A 3463-nucleotide genomic window follows, 5' to 3' on the forward strand; every position below is an offset into this window, starting at 1 on the left:
CCGGGCGCCACCACTCCCACGCCGAACAGGATGAGCACCAGGGTGCCGAGGAACTCGGCGAGCAGTTCGCCCAGCAGCCGGTGCGAGGCCAGCCGGCCCACCACTTTGGGAGCATCTGTCGTATCGGCCATCGGTCCAGCCCTTCCCGACGCGTGGGCCCGCTCCCCGTCGCGGTGCCGGTACTGCGATGTGCCGGCGTCACGACGTGTCGGTGGACCCGCTTCCGACTCACGTCTGACCCATTCGACAGGTACAGCGGCCCGGCGGCACCGCGGGGAGCCCCTCGTGCTGCCGAACGAGTGACGCGGCGCTTCCCGCCGCCCCGCGGCGGCCAAAGGCCGAGGTCATGGAGGGGCGGCGGGGCGCGGCCGTTCCACCGGGGAAGAGAAGTCCGCAGAAAAATGCCCGAGAGGACTTGAGTCGTGCTCGAATACCGGTCGAATCGTGGCCAATTCTTTCTCAATGGCACGTCAACTCGAAGTAATGGATCGTATGTTCATATTGCGGAGCCGGAATCCGCCTCGCTACGCTTCCGGGGATTCGAGAGGAAACACTCCCCTTTTCCCCATCTCTGCGGGTATTCCGCCCGGGACGTAGGACGGCCTCGCCATGACCGCTGCACGTCGCACGTCGCCCGGCAGCCAGTCCCGGGACTTCTGGCTGTACTGGTCGGCGGGCACCTCCGACGCGCTCGGCACCCAGGCCTCGGGCCTGGTACTCCCGCTGCTGCTGCTCGGTCTCGGCTCGTCGCCCGGCACCGTCGGCGTCCTGGCCTCGGTCTCCGCGATCGGTGGACTGCTGGCCGGGCCGCCCGCGTCCGTGCTGGCCGACCGGCGCTGGCGACGGGGGATGATGGTGGGATCCGCGCTGGTGGCGGCAGGTGCGATGGGTGCGATAGCCGCTGCCGCGGCCTGGGGCCGGCCCTCGCTGCTCCTTCTGTGCTCGGCCGCGCTCGTCGAGCGGGTGGCCACGGCGTGCTACGAGGCGGCCGCCCGCGGGACGCTGGTCACCGTGGTGGCGCCGGTCCACTATCCGCGTGCCATCGCGCGGCTGGAGGCGGGGGAGCAGGGCGCGCTGGTGGCCGGCCCCGCGCTGGGCGGCCTGCTGTTCCCGCTGGCCCGCTGGCTGCCGTTTCTCATGGACGCTCTTTCCTATGTGTTCTCCGCTCTCTGCGTACGGGCCATCCGAGCCGATCTCAATCCGCACCAGAAATCGGAGGATTCGCCTCCGCGCTTTACCGAAGAATTCCTGGCCGGATTACGTTTCGTGCGCAACGAATCGTTTCTTCGATTTGTGCTGCTGTGGACGGCAGGCGTCAACGGGCTCTTGACAGCGCTGTATTACGGCGCGGTGTTCAGCATCCGCGGCCAGGGCTCCGGCACCGCGTCCACCGGTCTCGTCCTCGCGCTGTCGGGGGCCGCCGGGCTGGTCGGCGCCGCCGCCGCGCCCCGGCTCGCACGGCGGATCCCCGCCGCGCGGATCGTGATCGCCGCCTCCTGGACCATGGTGCCGGTCGCCGCCGGCCTGGCCTTCGCCACCCACGCCTGGGTCTACGGCCTGCTGTTGGGCTCCGTGTCGCTGACCGTCCCGGCGGTCGCGGTCGTCCTGCACTCGCGGGCCGTCCTGGTGACCCCCGACCAGCTCCAGTCCCGGGTCGGCACCACGCTGGACACCGCCTGCGGAGTCGCCTCCGTCCTGGCCCCGGCCGCCGCCGGACTGCTCACCGACCACCTCGGGTCCACCCGTACGGCACTGCTCTGCGCGGCCGGGCTGGCTGTGCTCGCCGCCTACGCCACCGCGACCGCGGCCCGCCGGTTCCTGCCCTCGGACCACGACCCCGACCGTGAACCCGGCTCCGACAACGACCCGGCCACCGACCCGAACCACGACCCCGCCCTGCTGTCCCGTCCCCAGCCGCTGGAAGCCGGTGAGCCCTCATGAGCGATCTGCCCGCCGTCCCCGCCACCCCCGTCGGCCGGGACTCCGGACTGGGCTACCAGGTCTACCGGCCCGTGCTGCCCGCCACCTGCCGGCGGTCGCCCGGTCTGATGGTGCTCACCGGGGACGTCGACGGCCGCTGCGAGGTCTTCGCGTGGGACGCCGCCACCGGCGCCGCCCGCCAGGTCACCGACCGCCCGTACGGCACCCTGCTGTACGCCATCGACGCCGATGCCGTCATCTGGTGGTTCGACGAGGACCGGAACGGCCGCGGCACCTGGTGGATCCAGCCCTTCTCCGGCGGTCCCGACACCCCGGGGCTGACCGGCACCGGACCTGGCCGCCCCTGCGGGCTGGCCGTCAGCGACAGCGGGACCGTCGCGCTCGGGCTCGGGGACGAGCACGGACTGCGCGTCCACCTGGGCCCCCGGGGCGGCGCCGGACGCGAAGTGCTGCGCACCGACGGTCACGGCCTGCTGGTCGATCTCGCCCCGGCGGGCGACCTGCTGGCCGTCGCGCGCGGTGCGGCCGGAAAGGACGCGGTCACCCTGCTGACACCGGACGGCGCTGTGGTGGAGAGCCTGCCGGGCACCGACGGTCGGCTGTGGGCACTTGGCTTCGCCCCCGGGCGCAGCACCCCCGAACTGCGCCCCGGGCGCAGCACCCCCGAACTGCTGCTCGTCGCCGAGCGCGACGGCCGCTACGTGATCGCCACCTGGCGCGCCGACACCGGACTCGAACTGCACCGCTGGTGCTCCTTCGACCGACACCGAGATCACCGCCCGCTGGTGCCCGCAGGGCCGCACGGTACTGGTCCGCCAGGACCGGCACGGCCGCAGCAGGCTGGTCACCGCGGACCTCGACCGGCGTGAACTGGCGCCCGTCGCCGTCCCCGTGGGCACCGTGCTCGACGCGGCCCCGCAGCCCGGCGGCGATGTGCACTACCTGTGGACCGACGCGCTCACCCCGCCGCGCACCCGCTCCCTGCTCGGTGCGCCGCTGCCCGGTCTCGAGGCGGTACCGCCGCCGATCGCCGGCCGCGCCGACGATGTGTGGACCCAGGGTCCCGACGGCCCCGTGCACACCCTGCTCACCGTGCCCAGCGGCACGGCGGGACCGTACCCGCTGGTCTTCCTGGTGCACGGCGGCCCCGCCGCGCACGACCGGGACGCCTACGCCCCGGCCGTGCACTCGCTCGTGGAGTCCGGCTTCGCCGTCGCCCGCGTCAACTACCGCGGCTCCACCGGCTACGGACCGCGCTGGCGGGCCGCGTACGGACAGGGCGTGGGACTGACCCAGGTCGCCGATCTCGCGCTGGTCCGCGCCGACCTGGTGCGCCGCGGCATCGCCCGCGCGGACGCGATCGGCCTGTGGGGGACCTCCTGGGGCGGCTACCTGGTGCTGCTGGCGCTGGGCACCCGGCCCGACCTGTGGCAGGAGGCCGACGCGGTCAAACCGCTGGCCGACTGCGCGACGGCGTTCGCGGCCGGCACCCCGGCGCTGCGCGCCCTGGACACCGAGCTGT

At 73.4% G+C, this 3463-nt stretch carries 3 protein-coding genes; all 3 read left to right on the forward strand.

Features of this window, described 5'->3' with window-relative positions:
• The first annotated feature begins 609 nt into the window (after positions 1-609).
• On the forward strand, positions 610-1941 hold the full coding sequence (locus O3W51_RS45710; protein ID WP_138355641.1) for an MFS transporter: 1332 nt from the start codon (positions 610-612) through the stop codon (positions 1939-1941).
• Positions 1938-2810, forward strand: a complete 873-nt coding sequence (locus tag O3W51_RS48690; RefSeq protein ID WP_331284160.1) for a hypothetical protein — start codon at positions 1938-1940, stop codon at positions 2808-2810. Before O3W51_RS45710 ends, O3W51_RS48690 begins: the two co-directional genes overlap by 4 nt.
• A 22-nt stretch (positions 2811-2832) precedes the next feature.
• The coding region (locus O3W51_RS48695; protein ID WP_331284161.1) for an alpha/beta hydrolase family protein at positions 2833-3463 on the forward strand (631 nt) is incomplete at its 3' end.

It is taken from the genome of Streptomyces sp. H39-C1 (assembly GCF_027158125.1).
Lineage (GTDB): Bacteria > Actinomycetota > Actinomycetes > Streptomycetales > Streptomycetaceae > Actinacidiphila > Actinacidiphila fildesensis.

Coding starts and splice junctions, on each gene's coding strand:
- O3W51_RS45710 (WP_138355641.1), top strand. CDS start 610: ATGACCGCTGCACGTCGCACGTCGCCCGGCAGCCAGTCCCGGGACTTC.
- O3W51_RS48690 (WP_331284160.1), top strand. CDS start 1,938: ATGAGCGATCTGCCCGCCGTCCCCGCCACCCCCGTCGGCCGGGACTCC.